Source organism: Curtobacterium sp. Csp2 (genome assembly GCF_013347165.1).
This window is the reverse complement of sequence record NZ_CP054593.1, coordinates 1850603-1868879: the sequence shown is the minus strand read 5'-3', so window position 1 is coordinate 1868879 and position 18277 is coordinate 1850603. Positions and strand designations below refer to the sequence as shown.

The following is an 18277-nucleotide window of genomic DNA, read 5'->3' as shown; positions in this document are numbered from 1 at the left end:
TCTCGGGGATGCGGTGTCAGCAGCGTACGGGGAGCGGGGCTCGGCCCGGGGTCACCCGGCCGTGGGTGTGGAGGGATCGTTGCTCGGCGCCTGGTCGATCTGTCGAGTGACGCCCTCGGGATCCTGGATGCCGTTGACCGTCGCCCGGACCCAGATCGTCGCGTAGCCCGACGGCACGGCGTCGGAGGTCGTCCAGGCTGCCCCGGTCGCCGGGTTGGTCGTCGAACACAGGAGGTGCGCAGCCGCCGGGCAGTACTGGATTGCCAGCTTGTATGCGGTCGGCTTGTACTCGGAGTCGTTCGCTGGTGGATTGATGACCGGTCGCTGTCCCTCGGTCGCGAGGGAGATGCTCACCCGTGTCGTGAACGCGGTCGCGGTGGACGCGCTGCTCGATGCGCAGTAGTCACCGTCGACGGCGCAGGACGTGAACACCACGCTGCTGTCGACCCCGTAGCCGGCACCGGCGCCGATCGAGGCGGAACCGGAGAACCGCTGCGGCGACCCGCCGTTCACCGAGTAGTACAGGTACGGCGACGTCGGCGTGGCCTGCACGGTCAGGTCGACGTTCCCGTCGCTGTCGACGTCGTCGGTCGTGACCGATCCGCTCGGAGCGTCGGGGGTCTCGTAGCCCTGGACGCTCGCGGCTTGCGACGCGGAACAGAACGATCCGTTGTCGGCGTACGCCACGTAGCGGAACTGCGTCGAGATCCGGTCCGTGGCGGAGGCCGCGTTCCAGACCTGCACCGCTCCGCTCGTCGAGCAGCCGTTCGGGATCGGGGTGCTCACCGCGAACTTGGCGATCTTCCAGTTCTGGCTGCCACCGCCACCCCAGTCGCCCTCGGATGCCTGCAGCGACACCGCTGTCGAGGTGCCGTCCTTCTGGCCGGTCGCGTTCAGGATCGGCGTCCCGGGGACGCCCACCGCGGTCCCGGACGCACGCGCCTGGTTCCACTCCACGACCGAACCGTCACGGTCCGCGGCGTTCCTCGCCGAGACCTGCACGTCGTACGACTGCCCGCTCTGCGCGCCCGAGAACGAGGTCGACGTCGACGTCCCCGTGCTGCGGGTCGTCGTGAGGCCGGGGCCCGAGATCGTCACGACGTAGTTCGACACCGGGGTGCCGCCGTTCGGTGCGGGCACCGCGTCCCACCGCACGTCGAGCTGGTTCGGCGTGCCCTGGCTCGCCGTCACCGCGAGGCCCTTCGGCGCGGCCGGCACGAAGTCCGCACTGATCGGCGCCGAGGACGCCGACGCGACGGAGTCCCCGATCGCGTTCGTCGCGACGACGGTGAAGCGGTACGAAGCGGACGGGTCGAGACCGGTCACGGTGCAGACGGTCGACGTGCCGCAGTCCTTCGCGACCCCGTCGGTGCCCTGCACGCGGTACCCGGTGATCGGCGAGTTGTTCGCCTGCGGGGTGGACCACGCGAGGGTGACCTGCCCGCCCTGGTTCGACCCGGTGCGGCTCGGGGCGCCGGGTGCGTCCGGGACGTCCTGGACCGAGATCGTCACGTCGCCCCAGACGTACCGGTCGGGGTCGTTCGTCGCGTCGGCGACCTGGTACTGCAGGTGCGCGTCGACCGGCTGCGCACCGTCCGCGACGGACACCTGGAGTCGCGAGCGGTCGCTGCTCGGCGTCACCGAGACCCCGGCGGGCAGACCGCCGCCGAGACCACGGATCGCGACGACGCGGAGCGCCTCGTCCGGGAACGGGTTCGTCGGTTGGTCGTTCGACAGGACGTCGATGGTCGTCGTCGCACCGCGCTTCGTCACTGCCCGGTCGGCCCCCGGTTGCACGAGCGGCCGGGTGGAGCCGACGACGTCGACCGTCACGCTGCCGGCGCGTCCGGCGTTCGCCGCGTCCGCGACGCCGATGCCGATCGACGCCGTCGTGTCCTTCGGCGCCGTGTCGGCGACCGAGATGCGGAGCTGCTGCCCGTCGATCGTCGCGGTCGTCCCGGACCCCGGTCGGCTCACCACGCTGTAGCGCAGCTCGGGGAGGTCGGCGGGGTACGGGTAGTCGGTGAGCTTCGTGAGGTCGATCGTCCGGGTGTCACCCGGTTGCATGTCGACCGTCGAACCCGTGAACGCCGGGGGTTGGTTCGCCCGCGGGGTCACCTTGATCGGCAGGACGAGCGTCGCGACGCGTCCCTTGCCCCCGTTCGCGCTCGAGCCGTCGGTGACCTCGAAGGAGATCGAGGCGTTGCCGTAGTAGAGCTTCGACGACGTGAACTGGAGCGTCGAGCGGTCCACGACCAGGTCGTCGCCGTTCGCGTGCGTGGCCTTGACCGTCGCGCGGTCGGTGAGCTGCGCGGTCCGGCCGTTCGCCGTCACGACGTACTTCTCGAGCGGGATCCGGACGGTCGCCTCGCTCTTCACGGTGACCACGCCGGCGCTGCGGTCGACCTGGGGCAGGGCGTCGTCGAACCCGGGGACGTGGATGAAGCCGTAGGACACCACGTCGGGGTGGTCCGAGCGCGTGACCGAGAACGGGATCACCTGTGACGCGTCGGTCAGGCGGACGGTGATCCGCCGGTCGGGGGTGGTCTGCGCGGTGTCGCCGTACCCGTCGACCACGCCCACCCGCAGGCGGGAGGTCGATCCCTCGGCGAAGAAGACGTTCCGGAGCACGTCCACGGTCACGCTCTGCCGGTGCAGGATGTCCTGCAGGTCAAGCGTGGTGTCCTCGACCTCGGGCCGGAGCGGCTGGGCGTCCGGGTCGACGGTCACGGTGAGGAACGCCGTGCTCGAGCCGCCGGTGTCGTTCGCGACGGTGTACAGCACCGCGAAGTCACCGCGGTCGGCGGAGCGCGGCGGGGTGACGCGCACCTCGGTCCCGCGGAGCACCTTCGCGGCGACCCCGCTCGCCGTGGGCTCGGCCGCGGTGACCCGGAGCGCGCCGCCCTCGGGGTCGGAGTCGTTCTGCAGCACCCGGACAGTGACGCTGCCACCGGGGCGGATCGTGACGTGGTCGGCCTGCGCCACCGGGTTCGAGGCCTGCTCCGCCCGGGGCGAGATGCCGACCCGGACGGTCCCGGTCGCACGGGCGCCGAGGGCGTCGACGACCGTGTAGGTGAACTCGTCGGTGCCCGCCGAGTAGTCGCCGGCCTCGTAGGTCAGCGCGTCGGAGGACACGTCGCTGACGGACCCCTTCTCCGGGTTGTCCGCGACACCGACGAGCTGCACGGAGTCACCGTCCGGGTCGATGCCGTTCAACGGGATCGACACCCGCACGGACTGCCCGGCGACGACGCGGGCGGTCACCGTCCGGGGCACGGGCGGGTTGTTCGTCGCCGCGTCGCGCTCGCGGACCGAGATCGACACGGTGGCGTCGGCGTACTGGCCGTCTGGTCCGGCGACGCGGTACACCGCGGTGTAGTTGCCCGGGGTCTCGGGAGCGAGGTACCGCAACCGGTCCCCCGACACGAACAGCAGGCCACCGTTGCCGGGCACGTTCTGCACGAGTTCGGGCTGCAGCGTGAGCGGCTCGCCCTCCGGCTGCGTGTCGTTGGCGAGGACGTCGATCTCGGCGACGTCCCCGACGCGCACGGTCGCCGTGTCCGCCTGGGCCACGGGCGGCTGGATGCGGTCGGGCTTCGGGATCTCGACCACGGTGACGGTGCCGGTCGCGGTGGCGAGCCCGTTCGACTCGGTGTAGCCGAAGGTGACCGGTCCGTCGAGCGGGGCCGTCAGGGTGACCCGGACGGTGTGCTGGTCGAGGACGCTCGCCTGGACGCCGCTGGACCGGTCCGGGGCGTCGAGCGCCGTCACCATGAGCACGCCGCCGGCGGGGTCGATGTCGGTCGCGGTGACGTCGGTGTCCTTCGTCGACAGCGTGTTCACGAACACCGTCTTCGGGGTGGTGATCGGCGCGGTCGAGGCGTCCGGCGGCGCCGCGACCGTCACGCGCACGACGCCGCTCGTCGTCTTCGTGCCGTCCGTGACCGTGTACTCGAGCTGGTGGTCCCCGGCCGACGCCCCGACGACCCGGAACGTCCCGGCGTCGTAGGCCGGCGTGACCGTCAGGCCGGCCGACGACGACACGCTGGTCAGCGTGACGGTGCCGTTCCCGCCGCGGACGTGCCGGAGCGGCTGCACCTCGAAGGACTTGCCCGCGTACCCGGTGACCGCGAACGGGTCGGCGAAGAGCGGCACCTGACCGGGGTCCGCGACGTGCACCGTCACCGCGCCGCGGCCGTCGGCGCGGCCGTCGCTCACGACGATCTGCACGGTACGGTCGCCGGTCCGGCCGCTCTGGTTGCGGAAGTCGAGCAGCCCGTCCGGCGTGGTGGACACCTGGTCGCCCTCGGCGGACGCCGACTTCAGGTACACCGGGTCGCCGTCGGGGTCGACCCAGTCGGCGAGCACGTTCGTCACGACGTGGCCGCCGCGGACGACGTCCGCCGACGTGTCGCGCACCTGTCGCGGCGGTTCGTTCTCGGACTCCGGCCGGATGCTGACGCGGACCGTCGCGGACGCCGACCCGCCGTTGCCGTCGGTGATCGTGTAGGGGAACGAGACGGTGCCGCTGGCACCCGCGGCGAGCGTGATCTGAAGCCGCTGGCCGTCGCCGACGATGCGCACCGTCCCGACCCCCGCGTCGATCGTGCCGACCTCGCTGATCACGAGTGGGTCGCCGTTCGGGTCGTAGTCGTTGAGCAGGACCGGGAGGCTCGTGGTGCGTCCCGGACGCGCGCCCAGGTCGTCGTCGACCGCCATCGGCGGCTTCTGGTCCTTGTCGACCTCCGGGTCGTCGGACGACACCTGCTCCTGCCGCTGCTCGTCGTCCCGCTTGACGAGGTCGGCCCAGTTGTCGATGAGCTGACCGCTGCGGTCGATCGCCCACGAGCGCCCGCTGCGCGGGTCGTTCGCGACGACGGTGTCGCCGTTGTGCACGATCTGCAGGTCACTCGCGCCGGCGGTGTCGCTGAGCCGCTGGAGCGCGCGGCCGTCGCACGTGTCGAGCGCCTGTCCGCCGGTCCACGCGGCGTACGTGCACGACCCGACGACCGTCGGCCGTGCGGCGCGGCCGGAGACCTGGAGCGCGGTCTGCTCGACCTGGCCGGAGGCGCCGACGCGGACCATGCCCGCCGTCCCCGCGACGACGACGTCGGCAGCGTCGTCGACGGAGTGCTGCAGCGCCGGTGCGCTGCCGACGCGCTCCCCCAGGTCGACGGTGTCGCCGTCCACCGACAGCGCGCCGCTGGTGCGGTCGAGCACGGCGACGTGGTCGCCGAAGGACGCCACCTGGAAGTCGTGGTCGCGGTCGAACCGGACGTTCCACCGACGGTCCACGGTCAGACCGGTCCCGACGTCGACGAGGGACGCCCGACCGGTCCGCGGCGAGTACACCGCGACGTGCGAGTCGGACGCGTCGAACACCGCGTCCGCGCCGAGCGTGAGGTCGGCCTTGGCGGCAGCGTCGAAGTCGCCGAGCTCCGACGCGGGTGTGGCCCAGAGCTCGCCGGTGTCGCCGTTCCCCACGACGGCGGTGTCCCCGGCGAAGAACACCTGCGGCGCTCCCGCCGGCAGCGTGACCGGGTCGCCGACCGTCGCCGAGGCCACGTCGACCTTCGCGACCGTGCCCTTCGTGCCGTCGACGCTGTACACCTGGCGCCCGCGCTGCAGGACGGACAGGTCGTCGCTGGCCGTCTCGACCGCGGTGTTGAGCTCGAGCACGCCGGTGTTCGCCCGACCGACCGCGCCGTACTCGGCGGACGGGACCCAGACGGTGCCGTCCCCGAGGTCCACGCGCTGCGTGTGGTACCCCGTCGAGACCACCGCGGCGGTCGCGACCACGGCGGCGACGACGACCGAGGCGCCGACGCCGACCACGGCGGACCGGTGCTTCGCGAGGAAGGCGCGGATCACCCGGCGCTCCCGACGGTCCCGCACTGCTGCGCACTGGCCGCACCGGTCTTGCCGTCGCGGTTGACCGCGACGGTGATGCACTCCTCGGTACCGGAGGTCCCGGACACGACGAAGGTCGTGCCGGTCTGCTGGCTGGAGGCCCCACCGGAGGTGATGACGTAGGTGTCGCCGGCGCGGAGTCCGGGGTCGGCCCAGCTGAACGACACCGCGTCCGCGCCGGCCTCGGCCCGCACGTCCTGCACCACCGGGATCGACCCCGTGCCCAGTCGGGTGACGACGAGCACCGCGACCACGGCGAGGGCCGCCACGACCACGGTGGACAGTGCGGTGGCCCAGACGAGCGTCGACCGGCCACCTCGCCGGGCGCGGGTGGCCGAGCCGGTGCGGTGCAGGGTACCGATGCTCTCGGCTCCGCTCGCCGCCCCGCCCTGGAGCGCCCGACGGGTCCGACGGCGGACCGAGGACCGGCCCGCGGGCTGGAGCTCCCGGACGACCGTGTGGTCGGCGTCGAGCGTGGGCGTCGCAGCGGCCCATGCCTCGACCGCGACGTCTGCTGGCGTCTGCGGGATGCCGAGTTCGGCCTCCACCTGCTGCAGTCCGCGGACGAACTCCATCACGGTCGCCGGACGCGCGGCGGGCTTCCGCGACATCGCGGTGGCGAGCAGCCGCTCGAGCGACGGCGGCGCGTCGGCGCGGCCGGTCGGCTTGACCCCGCCCTTGTCGATGCGCGCCATCAGGTCGGCCGCGCCGTTCTTCCCGCCGCGCACCTCGAACGGACTGCGGCCGGCGAGCAGCGAGTACACGGTGGCGGCGAGGGAGTAGACCTCGGACTGGATCGACCCGCGCGACTCGTCGGCCAGGACCTCCGGCGCGGACCACGGGATCGACATCCCGACCGGTTCGTCCGGGTCGGCGCTCCCGATGCTGGCCGCGATGCCGAAGTCGGACAGGACCGGGTTGCCGTAGGCCGTCCGGAGGATGTTCGACGGCTTGATGTCGCGGTGGAGCACGCCTTCGCGGTGCGCGGTCTCGAGGGCCGACCCGATCCTGACCCCGATCGACAGGACCTCGGACACGGGGATCGCTTCGCGGCGGTAGCGCTCGCTGAGGGACGAGGAGCACAGCTCCATCACGAGGTACGGCCGCCCGTCGGACGCGACGCTCGCCTGGAACACCGTGAGGATCGACGGGTGGGTGCTGAGCCGGGCCATGAGGTTCGCCTCGGCCTGGAACATCTGCCGCACCCGGTCGTCGACGACCTCGTCGAGCAGCACCTTCACGGCGACCTGGCGGCGCGGCATGTCCTGTTCGTAGAGGAACACGTCGGCGAAGCCGCCGCTGCCCAGGACGTGCACGGGCGTGGAGCCGGCGATCACGGGCGGGGTGGACGGCAGGCGTCGCGCCATGGTCGTCCTCCCTCTCCCCGGCCGGACGGCCGGCTGTGTCGTCTCGGCCCTGACATCCTACGGACGAGGCACCGACGCCCCGGGCCCGCTGCCGCCCCCCAGCACGGACCCACGCCCCCACTTCGGGGGTGACCGCAGCGGAGTGCGGCGTCAGCGATCGATGCCGGTGGCCGCTGCTCGCAGTCAGTGGCGGGGCAGCGTGTCCTCGACGTCCGGATCGGCGGGCGCCGCGTCGACCTGCAGCACGACGACGGTGACGTTGTCCCGCCCACCCGCGACGACGGCGTCCCCGACGAGACGCTCGGCGAGGTCCTGCGCGGCGGGAACGCGGGCCGCGATCCGACCGATGCCGACGTCCCCGAGCTCCTTGGTCAGCCCGTCGGAGCAGACGATGTAGCGGTCGCCGGCGCGCAGCGGCAGCGTCCACCAGTCCGGCTCCGGCGGCTCGCCGAACCCGACGGCGCGCGTGATGACGTTGCTGTCCGGGTGCTGCTCGGCGTCCTCGGCGCGCAGGAGCCCCGCGTCGACCATCTCCTGGACGACCGAGTGGTCGACGGTCACCCGACGCAGGGTGCCGTCCTCGATCCGGTAGGTGCGTGAGTCGCCCACGTTGAACACGAGCGCGGCCGGGAGTCCGTGCGACGCGACCAGCGCGACACCCGTCACGGTCGTGCCGGCACCGAGCGCGTTGCCGCCGGCCGCCCGCTCGATGTCCGCGGTCGCGAGCAGGAGCGCGCGCTGGATCTGCTGCCGTGTCGTGAACGGACCGTCGGCGACCTGGTCGAGTCGGCGGACGACCGCGTCGCTCGCCCGGTCCCCCGCGAGGTGCCCGCCCATCCCGTCGGCGACGACGAAGAACGGTGCACCGACGACGTAGCTGTCCTCGTTGTGGTCCCGACGGCGTCCGACGTCGGTGGCGGCGCCCCACGAGAGCGTGAGGGTGGTGCCGGCGGCGCCGGGGACGTCGATGGCGTGCTCGGTGGCTGCTCGGCCGAGTTCGGTCACGGTTTCAGGGTCGCTCTCTGGTCGTCAGGGGAACGGGCGGCGTCGGGCACACCGGCGCCGTCACGGGATCGGCGCGGACGGGATCGGCGGCAACGGGGTCGGAGGGAGCGGTGGGATGCCGTCCGCGGGTCCGACGCGGAGGTGCGGCGACAGGACCTCGATCACGTTGCCGTCACCGATCTCGATGAGCGTACCCGTCAGCACGACGATCGAGGCACCCGACGGCATCCGGAACGGCGCGGCTCCCGCGGGACGGACGACGGTGCCGTTGGTCGAACGGAGGTCCTCGACCACCGCGGCCTCGCCGTCGGCGTGCACGAGCACGTGCGAGGACGACACCTGCCCACTCGGCGACGGCACGGTCACGAGCTCGGGAGTCGGACCGCGCACCACCCGGGGCAGGGTCGGCCGTCGGCCGACCACGACCGGGTGGTCGAGCCGGACGACACGGCCGGCCACACGGATCGACGGCAGTCGACGGACCGGTGCGGGATCGGCCGGGAGGATCGTCGCTGCCCCGTCGGACCGGCTCACCTCGGACGGCGCGGCCGGCCCGGCGACCTGGATGACCGTGTCGTCGTCGGGAGCACCGAACGCCCCGTGCGATCCCGGTTCATCGGATCGGGGTCGGATGACGGTGTCGTCGTCCGGAGCGACCGCCGGGTCCGCGCCGGTCCGCCCGGGTCGGATCACCGTGTCGTCGAGGTCGTCCTCGTCCGTCCACTGTCGCTGCATCGTCATCCCACCGTAGACGATCCGGTCCGCCCCGTGTGGTCCGTCGACCAGCTCGGTCCGTTGCCGGCGCGGACCGAGCGCGCTACGAGCGCCGCGAGGGGATCGTCGGCCCAGGTGTCGAGCGCGTGTTGTGCGCGCACGAGCGCTCGTGCGGGCGACCCGAGTGCCCACGAGCACCACGCGGCGAGGGCCAGGGCTCCGGCAGCCCCGATCACGTCGTCCACCCCGCCGGGTCGCTCCGCCCGCCAGTGGCGCCACGCCGAGGCGCAGCGGTCCCCCGCGACCCGCAGCCGGACGCGGTCCGGAGCCGGCCCCGTCCCGGTGAGCGCCGGCGGGGTCGGGTCGCGGAACGGGTCGAACGACCGCACCGAGCGCGGCGCCGGGGTGTCGCGCGCCGCGATGAACGCGACCAGCGCGAAGCGCGTCGCGAGCGCCCCGCAGGCCGTCGTGACGACGACGGCGCGGCGCGGGTCGAGCACATCCTCCGGGTGCTCCGGGGCGACGAGCGCGGCGCAGGCCGCGCGGAGGGTGACGGCGGCCGCGATCTCGCGTGGCCAGCGCACGAAGGTGGACGGGTGGGTGTTCGTCGACGAGGTCATGCACGAGATCGTGACGCGCCACGCGCCTCCAGGCCGACGTCCGCGGCCCGTCTGTGGACGGACAGCCGCCGGAGCGCTCCTGTGGAGGATCAGACCGAAGCGGGTTCCAGGCTCTCGGCGACGAGGTCCCAGCCGTCGGCCGTGCGGTCGAACGTCACGCCGTTCGCACGAGCCCACGCGGCGAGGTCGTCGACCGACGCGACCTGCGCCCCCGTCCGACCGAGGAGCGCGACGAGCCGACCCTTCGCGGTCTTGTTCCAGTGGTTCAACGCCTTGCGTCGTCCGCCGGCGTCGACGCTCACCACGCGCGGAGCGACCGCTCCGGGCACGGGACCGAGCGCGCGGTACCCCTCGGACCGCAGGTCGAGCACGAGCCCGGCGCCGCGGCTGCCGATCGCGCGGGACGACACCTCCGGCCAGTGCCGGGCGAGCCGGAGCGGGCCGAGGCGCGAGTCGTGCGACAACCGGTAGGCGGGGATGTGGTCGCCGGCGCCGATCGGGCCGAACATCGCTGACTGCACCACGACGTGGTCCGCCCACCAGCGTCGGGTGGCGTCGTCGGCCGCGTCGGCGGCGAGCGGGTCGTAGAGCACCCCGGTGTACCGCTCGATCGCCGGCAGGGTCGCCGCGGTGTCGAGCTCGAGGTTGCGGAGACGCTCGGCGATCGACTTCGGGCCGAGCTTCAGGGCCGTCCGTGCCGTGGACTCCTCGGAACTGACGGAACGGGCCGCGGTGATCACCGCGGCCCGTTCGTCGGCCAGTTCCGGGAAGGACAGCGCACGCAGGTCGAGCGTGCGGTCCGGGTCCCCGCCCTCCCGCTTCGTCTCCGAAGGCGGGAGGAGGACGGTCAGTCCGGTCAGGACGCCAGCGCGGCCTGGCGCGCCACGATCGTGACCGTGTCGTGCTCGACCGACAGGAAGCCGTCCTCGGCGTCCGCCGCCACCGTCGAGCCGTCGGCTCGGGTGATGCGGACCTGCCCCTGCGCGAGGGTGGCGAGCAGCGGCTCGTGCCCCGCGAGGATGCCGATCTGGCCCTCGGACGTCCGAGCCACGACCATGGTGGCGTCGCCCGACCAGACCTCGCGGTCGGCCGAGACGACGCTAACGGTGAGTGCCGCCATGTCAGCGGTTCTCCTTCTGGATCTGCGCCCACTTCTCTTCGACGTCGTTGATGCCACCGACGTTGAAGAAGGCCTGGGTTGCGACGTGGTCGAACTCGCCGTCGGCGATCGCGCGGAACGACTCGATGGTGTCCTTCAGCGGGACGGTCGAGCCCTCGACACCCGTGAACTTCTTCGCCATGTACGTGTTCTGCGAGAGGAACTGCTGGATCCGACGAGCGCGCTCGACCGTGATCTTGTCCTCCTCGGAGAGCTCGTCGACACCGAGGATCGCGATGATCTCCTGCAGCTCCTTGTTCTTCTGGAGGATCTGCTTGACACGCGTCGCGGTCTCGTAGTGGTCCGCGCCCAGGTACCGGGGGTCCATGATCCGCGACGTCGAGGTCAGCGGGTCGATGGCCGGGTACAGGCCCTGCGACGCGATCTCACGCGAGAGCTCGGTCGTCGCGTCGAGGTGCGCGAACGTGGTCGCCGGCGCCGGGTCGGTGTAGTCGTCGGCCGGCACGTAGATCGCCTGCAGCGAGGTGATCGAGTGACCACGCGTCGAGGTGATGCGCTCCTGGAGCACGCCCATCTCGTCGGCGAGGTTCGGCTGGTAGCCCACCGCGGACGGCATGCGACCGAGCAGCGTGGAGACCTCGGAACCGGCCTGCGTGAAGCGGAAGATGTTGTCGATGAAGAGGAGCACGTCCTGCTTCTGGACGTCGCGGAAGTACTCCGCCATCGTCAGCGCCGACAGGGCCACGCGCAGGCGCGTTCCCGGCGGCTCGTCCATCTGGCCGAACACGAGGGCGGTCTTGTCGAAGACACCGGCCTCTTCCATCTCGCCGATGAGGTCGTTGCCCTCACGGGTGCGCTCACCGACACCGGCGAACACCGAGACACCACCGTGGTCCTGCGCGACGCGCTGGATCATCTCCTGGATGAGGACCGTCTTGCCGACGCCCGCACCACCGAAGAGGCCGATCTTGCCACCCTGCACGTACGGCGTGAGGAGGTCGATCGACTTGATGCCGGTCTCGAACATGGTGGTCTTCGACTCGAGCTGGTCGAAGGCCGGGGCCTTGCGGTGGATCGGCCAACGCTCGGTGACCTCGAGCGCCTCGTCGGTGTTGAGCACGTTGCCCAGCACGTCGAAGACCTTGCCCTTGGTGACGTCGCCGACGGGGACCGAGATCGGGGCGCCCGAGTCACGGACCTCCTGACCGCGGACGAGACCGTCGGTCGGCTTCAGCGAGATGGCGCGGACCAGGTCGTCGCCGAGGTGCTGCGCGACCTCGAGGCCGATCTCCTGCGAGTCGTCACCGATGGTGACGGTCGTGTGCAGGAGGTTGTAGATGTCGGGGATGGCGTCGTGCGGGAACTCGATGTCGACGACGGGACCCGTGACACGGGCGATCCGTCCGACACCGGGCGCCGACGACGTCTCGACCGCGGTGGTGGCGGTGTCGGTCATGGCGTGTGCCTTCCTGAGGGGTGGTGTCTGTCCGCGGGCGTCCGCGGACTACTTCTTCTTCGACGAGAGGGCGTCGGCGCCGCCGACGATCTCGGAGATCTGCTGGGTGATCTCGGCCTGACGCGCGTTGTTCGCGAGCCGGGTGAACTCGTTGATGAGCGAGTCGGCGTTGTCGCTCGCGGACTTCATGGCCTTCTGGCGGGCGGCGTGCTCGGAAGCGGCCGACTGCAGCATGGCGTTGAAGATGCGGCTCTCGATGTAGACCGGGAGCAGCGCGTCGAGCACCGCGTCGGCGTCCGGCTCGAACTCGTAGAGCGGGAGCGGCTCGTCGTTCGACGGCGCCTCGACCCCCTCGACGACCTCGAGCGGCAGCAGACGCACGACCTGGGGCTCCTGCGTGGCGAGGCTCAGGAAGCGGTTGAACACGATGTGGATCTCGTCCACACCGCCCTCCGCCGTGTCCTGGAGGAACTTCGACACGACCGCGTCGCCGATCTCCTTCGCCGTCGAGAACTCCGGCTGGTCGGTGCCGCCGATCCACTGGCGCTCCGACGCACGATCACGGAACGTGAAGTACCCGACGGCCTTGCGACCGACGAGGTAGAACACCACGTCCTTGCCCTCGCTGCGGAGCAGGGAGGCGAGCTCCTCGCCCTGCTTGAGGACGTTGGAGCTGAACGCGCCGTTGAGGCCGCGGTCGGAGGTGAACAGGACGACCGCCGCACGGGTCGAGGACTCGGGCTCGGTGGTCAGCACGTGGTCGACGTTCGAGAACGTCGCCACGGCCGACACAGCACGCGTCACGGCCCGCGAGTACGGGCCGGACGCGGCCATGCGCGCCTGTGCCTTCTGGATCCGCGACGCCGAGATCAGCTCCATCGCGCGAGTGACCTTCTTCGTGGTCTTCGCCGACTTGATTCGCTGTCGGTAGACCCGGACCTGTGCCGCCATCTAGCGACGACCCTTGACGATCTGCTCCTGGTCGACGTCCTCGGCCTGCGCCGCGTCGAACTGCTCCGAGCCGAGCGTCTTGCCGTCGCTCGTCTGGAAGCCCTTCTTGAAGGCGTCGATCTCGCGGTCCATCGTGGCGACGGTGTCGTCGCTGAGCTGGTTGGTCTCGCGGAGCGTCGTCAGGACGTCCGAGTTGCGGCGGAGGTGCTCGAGCAGCTCCGACTCGAAGCGGAGCACGTCGGAGACGGGCACCTCGTCGAGCTTGCCGTTCGTGCCGGCCCAGATCGAGACGACCTGCTCCTCGACCGGGTACGGCGAGTACTGCGGCTGCTTGAGGAGCTCGGTCAGACGCGCACCGCGGTCGAGCTGACGACGCGACGCCTGGTCGAGGTCGGACGCGAACATCGCGAACGCCTCGAGCGAGCGGTACTGCGCGAGCTCGAGCTTGAGCGTGCCGGAGACCTTCTTGATCGACTTCACCTGGGCGTCACCACCGACGCGCGAAACCGAGATGCCCACGTCGACGGCCGGACGCTGGTTCGCGTTGAACAGGTCCGACTGCAGGAAGATCTGGCCGTCGGTGATCGAGATCACGTTGGTCGGGATGTACGCCGAGACGTCGTTCGCCTTGGTCTCGATGATCGGGAGACCCGTCATCGAGCCGGCGCCGAGGTCGTCGGACAGCTTCGCGCAACGCTCCAGCAGACGGGAGTGCAGGTAGAAGACGTCACCCGGGTAGGCCTCGCGGCCCGGCGGACGACGGAGGAGGAGGGACACGGCGCGGTAGGCCTCGGCCTGCTTCGACAGGTCGTCGAAGATGATCAGGACGTGCTTGCCGCCGTACATCCAGTGCTGGCCGATGGCCGAACCGGTGTAGGGGGCGAGGTACTTGAAGCCGGCCGGGTCGGAGGCCGGAGCGGCGACGATGGTGGTGTACTCCATCGCGCCGGCGTCCTCGAGCGCACCCTTGACGGAGGCGATCGTGGAGCCCTTCTGACCGATCGCGACGTAGATGCAGCGGACCTGCTTCTCGACGTCGCCGGACTCCCAGTTGGCCTTCTGGTTGATGATCGTGTCGATCGCGATCGCCGTCTTGCCGGTCTGGCGGTCGCCGATGATCAGCTGACGCTGACCGCGGCCGACCGGGATCATGGCGTCGATCGCCTTGATGCCGGTCTGGAGCGGCTCGTGGACCGACTTGCGGGACATGACGCCCGGGGCCTGGAGCTCGAGGGCACGACGGCCCTCGGCCTGGATCTCGCCGAGGCCGTCGATCGGGTTGCCGAGCGGGTCGACCACGCGACCGAGGAAGCCGTCGCCGACGGGGGCGGACAGGACCTCACCCGTGCGGGTGACCTCCTGGCCCTCCTCGATGCCGGCGAACTCGCCGAGCACGATGGCGCCGATCTCGTCCTCGTCGAGGTTCTGCGCGAGACCCAGGGTCCCGTCCTCGAAGCGGATGAGCTCGTTCGCCATGACGCCGGGGAGGCCCTCGACGTGCGCGATGCCGTCGCCCGCGTCGGTGACGTGCCCGACCTCGGCCGTGGAGGCCTTCGTCGGCTCGTAGTTCGAGACGAAGTCCTTCAGGGCATCACGGATCTCATCGGGGCTGATGGTGATGTCTGCCATGGGATTTTCCTTGTTGGTTTCCGGGGCCCTTCGGCTCCGAGAGGGTGACGCTGCCTGACTCGGCAGTTCCCGTTGTGGACTTGGGTGGGGCGGCTTCGACCGTACGCTCAGCCGGCGAGCTGGAGCCGGAGCTCCGACAGGCGCGTGGACACCGTGCCGTCGATGACGTCGCCACCGACCTGCACGCGGACCCCGCCGACGACCGCGGGGTCGACGACGTGGTTGACGCTGATGTCCTTGCCGTACCGCTCGGCGAGACCCCGGGCGACGCGAGCCGCCTGGCCGTCCGAGAGCGGGGACGCGGTGATGACCGTCGCGACGAGCTTGCCCGCCTGGTCGGCCACGATGCGCGAGGCGTCGCGGACGAGCTCACCGATGCGGCGGCCACGCGGCTGCTGCACGAGGTGGGCGACGATCGCGGTCGTCTGCGCCGAGGCCTTCGACCCGATCAGACGCTCGACGAGCGCGGCCTTCTCCGCCGGGCTGCCGAGCTTCGTGCCGAGTGCGAGCTCGAGCGACGCGTCCGAACGGACGGCGGTCTCGAACGCGAACAGCTCGGCCTCGATCGAGGTGTCCGACGACGCGGTGGCCGCGACGGCGCGGATGCCCGCGTCCTCGATGCCGGCGAGCAGGTCCTGCTGCGAGGACCAGCGCGAGCCGGCCACGGCGGTCAAGACCGCACGCGTCGCGTCGGACTGGCCGGCGAAGACGCGGTCGATGAGGACCTTCTTGCCGACGACGTCCGCCGTCGGGTCCGAGAGCAGTCCGAGCAGCTGGGGCGCACCGGCGATCGCACGCCCGGAGGCGAGGATCTCGACACCCGCGCCGAGGTCGACCGACCCGCCGAGGTCGGCGAGCACCGCCCTCGTCGACGTGAGTGCTTCCCTGGTGGCGCTGCGCATGTTCAGCGCTCCCCGGCCGACTGGCCCTGCGATGCCTCGAGGTCGGCGAGGAAGCGGTCCACGACCGCGGCCGACTTCGCGTCGTCGCGGAGCGACTCGCCGATCACACCGGAGGCGAGGTCGAGGGCGAGGGTGCCCACCTCGCTCCGCAGCGACTGGAGCGCGCTCTGCCGCTCGGCCTCGATCTGCGCCTGGGCGTTGGCGGTGATGCGTGCCGCATCCGCCTGTGCCTGCTCGCGGACCTCGTTGCCGATCGCGGTCGCGTCGGCACGGGCCTGCTCGCGGATCCGCGAGGCTTCGGCACGCGCGTCGGCGAGCTGCTTGTTGTACTCCTCGAGCGCGGCCGCGGCCTGCTCCTGAGCGGCTTCCGCCTTCTTGATGCCACCCTCGATGGCCTCGGTGCGCTCATCGAGCATCTTCGTGATGCGCGGCGTCACGACGCGCCACATCACGATGAAGATGATGACGAAGGCCACCGCGGACCACACGATGTCGTACACCGGCGGGATCAGCGGATTGTGGGTCTCCTCCGCCGCGATGATGAGTGCAGTCTGCATCGAGAAGCCTTAGTTGGTGAAGATGAAGTACGTCGCGATACCGATGAAGGCCAGGGCCTCCGTGAAGGCGATACCGATGTACATGAGGGTCGTCAGACGGCCCTGGAGCTCAGGCTGGCGAGCGACGGACTCGATCGTCTTGCCGACGACGATGCCCACGCCGATGGCCGGACCGATCGCGGCGAGGCCGTAGCCAACCGTCGCGATGTTGCCGTTGATTGCCGCGAGAACGGTCGTTGCGTCCACGTGTTTTCCTTTCGAGTGCGGCCCGACGGATGTCGTGCCGTAGGGGGTCAGTAGGTCAGTGCTCGTCAGCCAGCGCGAGCTGGATGTACACAGCGGTCAGCAGCATGAAGACGTACGCCTGCAGCAGCGCGACGAGGATCTCGAAGAAGCTGAACGCGATGCCGAACGCCAGGGTCCCGACGCCGAACAGCTTGAAGAGGCTGTCGGCGTCGAAGAAGAAGAACCAGGTCGCCGAGAAGAACAGCACCAGGAGGAGGTGGCCGACGACCATGTTCATGAGCAGTCGCAGCGTGAGCGTCACCGGACGGAGCACGAAGGTCGAGACGATCTCGATCGGCGTCACGATGATGTACAGCGGCCACGGCACCCCGGGCGGGAACAGCGCGTTCCGCAGGAACGTGCCCGGGTGCTTGCGGAGACCGGCGTAGATGAAGGCGACGTAGGCGACGATCGCGAGGATCATCGGCATCGCGATGCGGCTGGTACCGGCGATGTTCATGAACGGGATGAGACCCGTCAGGTTCATGAAGAGCACACCGAAGAAGACCGTGGCGAGGAGCGGCAGGAAGCGCTTGCCGTCCTTCTCACCCAGGTTGTCGAAGGTGTTGCGGCGGACGACGTCGAACGCGTACTCGATGAAGGCCTGGCCCCGGTTCGGGACGAGCTTCAGCGCGCGCGTCCCGACGAACGCGAAGACGAGCAGCACGGCCACCGCGAACAAGCGGATGAGGACGATGCGGTCCATCTCGATCGGGGTCCCGGCGAAGAAGATCGGGTCCGGGAAGAACTCGTTGATCGACGGACCATGGAATTCGGCGGCCTTGCTGCTCCCCGCCGCCACGGTGTTGGCCGCAGCGGTGAGGGACAGGGGAAGAGCGTGGGATAGCAGCGCTGTCTCCTGTGTCGGCGCGCGCACGTCATGGCACGCGATGGTGGACTGTGTGGAGGCTCGTCCGCTCCGAGCGAGGCTCCGGACGTGGACTTCGAGAAGCCTATCAGGTGCGAGAGGCTTCCCGGGCTCTCAGGAGCGGGGGGTGTCGTTCCCAGGAGCGGAGCCGTCACCGGGCAGGCTGACGCCGATCGGGATGCGCGCCTTGGCGACCGCGACGACGTCGATCACGAGGGATCCGACGACGCCGACGATGATCACGACCGCGAGCACCGGGAAGTCCACCCACGCCCGGTCACGCAGCGCGATGAGCACCACGAGGAACAGGATGAACTTCAGGATCCAGGTGCCCATCACGATGCCGAAGAAGGCACCGGAGATCATCTGCCCCTTCGACACCCGCAGGGCGACGAGCACGGACAGCGCCGTGAGCCCGAGGAACACCACGCTGAGCACCGCGCCGAGCAGTCCCCCGACCAGGCCGGGCGTACCGCTCACGACGAGCCCGACGACGCCGCCGACGACCGCCAGCGCGACGGCGAGCAGGCCCGCCCAGAGGAGGATGCGGCGGAAGACCGGCCGGACGTGGTCGAGGGCGTTCGGTGCGGTCACGAGGGGTCTCCAGGGATCGATCGGTCGTTGGCGGCGCGGTCGAGGGGGTCGAGGCGGGCGTCCACCACGGGGGACGACCGCGTGGCGGCCTGCGCGGCGAACTCGGCGCGCTTCCGCCCGAGCGGGGCGAACGTGGCGACGGCGCAGACGGTGAACCCGACGGCGACGAAGGTCAACACCCAGTACCAGTCCACGAACAGGAACAGGAGGCACCCGAACGCGACGGTCGCGGTCCACGCGTAGAAGATGAGCACCGCGTGGAAGTGCGAGTGCCCCATGTCGAGCAGCCGGTGGTGCAG

The 18277-nt window shown here is 70.9% G+C and carries 15 protein-coding genes and 1 pseudogene; all 16 read right to left on the bottom strand.

The features are described from left to right. Positions 1-51 precede the first annotated feature (51 nt). Positions 52-5871 (bottom strand): Ig-like domain-containing protein, encoded by a 5820-nt coding sequence (locus HUN59_RS09140; protein WP_174778164.1) that lies wholly within the window; start codon positions 5869-5871, stop codon positions 52-54. Continuing rightward, complete coding sequence (locus tag HUN59_RS09135; RefSeq protein WP_174778163.1) at positions 5868-7277, bottom strand: serine/threonine-protein kinase; 1410 nt, start codon at positions 7275-7277, stop codon at positions 5868-5870. Before HUN59_RS09135 ends, HUN59_RS09140 begins: the two co-directional genes overlap by 4 nt. A gap of 183 nt (positions 7278-7460) precedes the next feature. Beyond that, entirely contained in the window at positions 7461-8282 is an 822-nt protein-coding gene (locus HUN59_RS09130; protein WP_174778162.1) for a PP2C family protein-serine/threonine phosphatase, read from the bottom strand. A 60-nt stretch (positions 8283-8342) separates the two neighbouring features. Continuing rightward, the gene (locus HUN59_RS09125) at positions 8343-9023 is read right to left on the bottom strand and encodes an FHA domain-containing protein (protein WP_174778161.1); all 681 of its coding nucleotides are present in this window, start codon (positions 9021-9023) and stop codon (positions 8343-8345) included. Then, the gene (locus HUN59_RS09120) at positions 9020-9616 is read right to left on the bottom strand and encodes a hypothetical protein (RefSeq protein ID WP_174778160.1); all 597 of its coding nucleotides are present in this window, start codon (positions 9614-9616) and stop codon (positions 9020-9022) included. The genes HUN59_RS09125 and HUN59_RS09120 overlap by 4 nt, the downstream gene beginning before the upstream one ends. An 89-nt stretch (positions 9617-9705) precedes the next feature. Further along, positions 9706-10467, bottom strand: a complete 762-nt coding sequence (locus tag HUN59_RS09115) for a YaaA family protein (protein WP_254630049.1) — start codon at positions 10465-10467, stop codon at positions 9706-9708. Positions 10468-10472: 5 nt separating this feature from the next. Then, positions 10473-10736, bottom strand: coding sequence for a F0F1 ATP synthase subunit epsilon (locus HUN59_RS09110; protein ID WP_058740380.1), 264 nt, complete (start codon positions 10734-10736; stop codon positions 10473-10475). A 1-nt stretch (position 10737) separates the two neighbouring features. Continuing rightward, positions 10738-12192 (bottom strand): F0F1 ATP synthase subunit beta, encoded by a 1455-nt coding sequence (atpD, locus tag HUN59_RS09105; protein ID WP_114850004.1) that lies wholly within the window; start codon positions 12190-12192, stop codon positions 10738-10740. Between the two features lie 48 nt (positions 12193-12240). Next, a complete protein-coding gene (locus tag HUN59_RS09100; RefSeq protein WP_174778159.1) occupies positions 12241-13143 on the bottom strand; it encodes a F0F1 ATP synthase subunit gamma in 903 nt (300 codons plus the stop codon). Next, positions 13144-14772, bottom strand: a complete 1629-nt coding sequence (gene atpA / locus HUN59_RS09095) for a F0F1 ATP synthase subunit alpha (protein WP_174778158.1) — start codon at positions 14770-14772, stop codon at positions 13144-13146. A 107-nt stretch (positions 14773-14879) separates the two neighbouring features. Further along, positions 14880-15674: a F0F1 ATP synthase subunit delta gene (locus HUN59_RS09090; RefSeq protein WP_058740384.1), complete on the bottom strand. Its 795-nt coding sequence runs from the start codon at positions 15672-15674 to the stop codon at positions 14880-14882. Between the two features lie 2 nt (positions 15675-15676). Then, on the bottom strand, positions 15677-16231 hold the full coding sequence (locus HUN59_RS09085; RefSeq protein WP_058740385.1) for a F0F1 ATP synthase subunit B: 555 nt from the start codon (positions 16229-16231) through the stop codon (positions 15677-15679). A gap of 9 nt (positions 16232-16240) precedes the next feature. Beyond that, complete coding sequence (atpE, locus tag HUN59_RS09080; RefSeq protein ID WP_096899086.1) at positions 16241-16477, bottom strand: ATP synthase F0 subunit C; 237 nt, start codon at positions 16475-16477, stop codon at positions 16241-16243. Positions 16478-16532: 55 nt separating this feature from the next. Beyond that, positions 16533-17318, bottom strand: a complete 786-nt coding sequence (gene atpB / locus HUN59_RS09075) for a F0F1 ATP synthase subunit A (RefSeq protein ID WP_254630029.1) — start codon at positions 17316-17318, stop codon at positions 16533-16535. A 180-nt stretch (positions 17319-17498) separates the two neighbouring features. Further along, positions 17499-17978, bottom strand: a complete 480-nt coding sequence (locus HUN59_RS19415; protein WP_058740386.1) for a hypothetical protein — start codon at positions 17976-17978, stop codon at positions 17499-17501. Then, positions 17975-18277 (bottom strand): annotated as a pseudogene (locus HUN59_RS19410) (undecaprenyl/decaprenyl-phosphate alpha-N-acetylglucosaminyl 1-phosphate transferase); the annotation flags it as partial. The pseudogene HUN59_RS19410 and the gene HUN59_RS19415, both read right to left, overlap by 4 nt.